The 3,367-nt window shown below is 40.8% G+C and carries 4 protein-coding genes; 3 read left to right on the plus strand and 1 reads right to left on the minus strand.

Translation table 11 applies throughout. The features are described from left to right. Positions 1 to 663: C39 family peptidase (locus SU60_RS17300; protein ID WP_245228429.1), on the plus strand; the 663-nt coding region annotated here is incomplete at its 5' end. Between the two features lie 25 nt (positions 664 to 688). Continuing rightward, complete coding sequence (locus SU60_RS17305) at positions 689 to 1,252, plus strand: hypothetical protein (protein WP_128814716.1); 564 nt, start codon at positions 689 to 691, stop codon at positions 1,250 to 1,252. 186 nt (positions 1,253 to 1,438) lie between these two features. Here the strand turns inward: SU60_RS17305 and SU60_RS17310 are convergent, their stop codons facing one another. After that, a complete protein-coding gene (locus tag SU60_RS17310; RefSeq protein ID WP_052481559.1) occupies positions 1,439 to 2,119 on the minus strand; it encodes a helix-turn-helix transcriptional regulator in 681 nt (226 codons plus the stop codon). A 576-nt stretch (positions 2,120 to 2,695) separates the two neighbouring features. Here SU60_RS17310 and SU60_RS17315 point away from each other — a divergent pair. After that, the coding region (locus tag SU60_RS17315) for a hypothetical protein (protein ID WP_041156630.1) at positions 2,696 to 3,367 on the plus strand (672 nt) is incomplete at its 3' end.

The raw sequence follows: 3,367 nt of genomic DNA on the forward strand, positions 1-3,367 counted from the left end.
AACTTAACATGGCTGATGTTTGTGGTTTCAACATCAGCCTACTCATTAGAATTTCTCTCTCACAGAGGGCACTACTCTGTGCCAGTAAAAAGTTATAAAGAGATAGTGTTTGGGGATGTGTATCGCCAGCAGTATGACTTCAGTTGCGGCTCAGCAGCGTTAGCGTCTTTGTTGACCTATCACTACAGCACTCAATCGTCAGAACAGGACATCTTTAAAGTGATGTACCAACAGGGAGATAAAAAGAAGATTAAGGAGAAAGGGTTTTCTTTACTTGATATGAAACTCTACCTAGCATCAATCGGATTTAACTCCGATGGGTTTCAAATTGGATTAGAAAAAATCCGAGAAGTGGGTGTACCAGGGATCACTCTGGTGAATTTTGACGGATATATGCACTTTGTTGTAATCAGAGGGATTAACAGCCACTCAATCATTTTAGGTGACCCATCAAGAGGGACTATGGTCATGCCCTTGGACACGTTCAAAACTTACTACCAAGGCATTGTACTGCTAATACGTAACGAGGCAAAAGCAGGGCGTTCCAGCTTTATCACCGACGACAAGTTCGCTATTTACTATCGCTCACCATTGGAGAGTGGAGTCCCAAGAGATTCCTTAGGTGTGTTTAGTATTACACTCCCCGTTTCAGGTGAAAATTAAAAAATCAATTGGAGGGGCGTACACCATGTTTTTTAGGCACATTTTACTCATATTTTGTATCTCATTGCCTGTCACAAATGTGAATGCTGCTAATGCTAACAACGATGCCCTAAACCGTTTAGATCCTATTTCAGCCCCCTTACTGGAGCAGTATAGAGGCGGGTTCAAGGTGAGTAACGAATACATTATTAATATAGGCCTGAGTATCACCACGACGATTAATGGTGAAGATGTCTTCAATTCTAGCATTGCCAACTTAATCATTGAGAATGGTAACTTAACGAACATTCATTCAAATAACACCCCAGATAATCCGCAACTGGATCAAGGCATCGTGAACATCGTCCAGTTAGGTGAGGGAAATATTATTACCGACGACTTTAATAGCTTTCCAACGTCGCAGCAACCCAATATCACTAGCTCTGAGTTTATCAATTCAAGCATCATTAACATCATCCAAAATACGACCGACAACAGCGTCATCGGGCTAAGCACACTGGTTGACATTGATGCCCAAGTAAATGGTGTCATACAGCAAATTCGGGCAAATCAACAGCTAGAAGATGCGTTGCTAAATCACTTACAGTAAGTAATCCGCCTATCCCTTTATCGACGGAGATACCACCCATAAAAATGAAGAATAACAAGATAAAACACAGCGAATGAAAAACGAAAAACCTCGCATGCAGCGAGGTTTTAGAGTTAGAGTATGACAAACCGAATATCTGTCTCTTACCGAGCTACACTTGCCGATCTATCAAGCGACGCGACAAGCTTATCTATGGTACTTAACAACCCCTTGCCTATGTTCACCAAATTGCGAGGTTAACCCGCTATTTGTACGTACCAACTTAATTGCGTCATGTCGGGAGTGAACATCCAGTTTTTTATAGAGCTTGTAGATATGACTCTTCACCGTACTTTCAGAAACAAACAACTTCGACGCGATTTGTTGATTCGATATACCGTAGGCAAGCAAAGATAAGATCTGTCTCTCTCGGCTGGTCAACTCATCTTTCTGGCAATCTAAAGCAACATCCGCATGGCGATAGCTGTTGACCAACTTTTCTAAGTACTTTCTAGGTAACCATAATCCTCCATCAAGTACGTATTCAATACTCTGACGAATATCCTTGATGGGCGCATTTCTTAACAAAATCCCTTTTAGCATCTTCCAGCTAAGGAGATCTGGTTGAATCCCTACATTAGGCACGTTATGGATCATGATTGGCCAACCGAAAAGATCAAAATCGGGTAACTTATATTGGGATTTAAATTGCTTCATTAGATCATGATCCATAAATATTAAATCCACATTGAGTTTATTGCTGTGAAAAGTGAGCTCTCCTGGTAGACACGTCTTCACCTCAACGTTAGGTAGAGACGACAGCTGTTCTTCGATTAATCGACTTTGGAGATTATCTTCAGCGAGCAAGAACAAGTTCCTGGTTCCCATAATTTCCACCACTATAGTAAACACCTCAACTCGACTGCTTTATAACTAAGCTGTGGCAAAGGTTATTCATCAACTAGCAAATATGATTAGCACAGTGAGAATATAGCACCGAATAATGATAATGCCATGACCTATAGCCAATATGAATTAGCAGAAAGTACTAATACACTACTGAAAAAACCAAAGCTTATCTGCCCATTTATTAAGCAACTTATTGCTTTTAAAGAGTTAACCCTTACCCCACTTTTTGCACTCCACTCGCCTACAACGTCAATCTAAATCACTAGTAAGGTTAAAAGAATAGTACAGAGTCAGCCTATATTTCACAGTAATTTAAGACTTCCTACATACTCTGCAAAAAACCAGACCATAACCTCATGATCAAATTACTTTTTTTTTGTTTATTACTTGGTTAAAAGAAGCCGAAATACGCACTGTTTACCCCTATTTAAAATTAGAGTAAAAACCCCTCGCAGATATATTTTCTATACTCTCAACGCTCCCGAAAAATGAGGAGTAAAAACAAGAAGTCGTACAATTTATTTATTCAGGAATATAACAAATGGAGTACTCGTTATGACTCTTAACAAAACAGGCCTCGCTCTTGCAGTTTCAGCACTGATTTTTAGCGGTTCAACACTCGCGTTCAATGTTGTTGACGATGGAAACGGTAATGACCAATGGGATGACAGTGCGAATACCACCACAAACACCCTTGGTGTCAATGAAAGCTTCCAAGACAACAGCGATAGCAGTACCAATACAGTACTGGGTGTCAATGATAGCTTCAAAGACAACAGTGACAACAGCACGAACGCATCGTTGGGCATTGATGATAGCTTCAATGAGAGTAACGACAATAGCACCACCAACAACTCGACTACTAACTCTACCGCTAACAACAGTACTACCTCTAACTCGAGTAATAGTTTAGGTGTTGGTATTGCCGACAGCTTTAACGACAACAGCGACAACAGTAACAACAGCGACAATAGTAACAACAGTGACAACAGTGTTTCGCTCGGTCTTTCTGGCAGCTTTAACGACAACAGCGACAACAGTACTTACAATAGCAACTCAAGTACTAACAGTAGCTACAATCAAGTGCATACGGACATGGAAATGGTCGTTGCAAGCTCAGCATTGATGGGTAGTGCTGCTGGGTTGGTGGTTTACTCAACCAACGCCGAAGATACCGACGTAGACGTTACCAATGTGAATAGTCTCAACGGTATGGATAGTGTTGGC

The organism is Vibrio mytili, from assembly GCF_000830505.1.
GTDB lineage: Bacteria > Pseudomonadota > Gammaproteobacteria > Enterobacterales > Vibrionaceae > Vibrio > Vibrio mytili.

Coding starts and splice junctions, on each gene's coding strand:
- SU60_RS17305 (WP_128814716.1), top strand. CDS start 689: ATGTTTTTTAGGCACATTTTACTCATATTTTGTATCTCATTGCCTGTC.
- SU60_RS17310 (WP_052481559.1), bottom strand. CDS start 2,119: ATGGGAACCAGGAACTTGTTCTTGCTCGCTGAAGATAATCTCCAAAGT.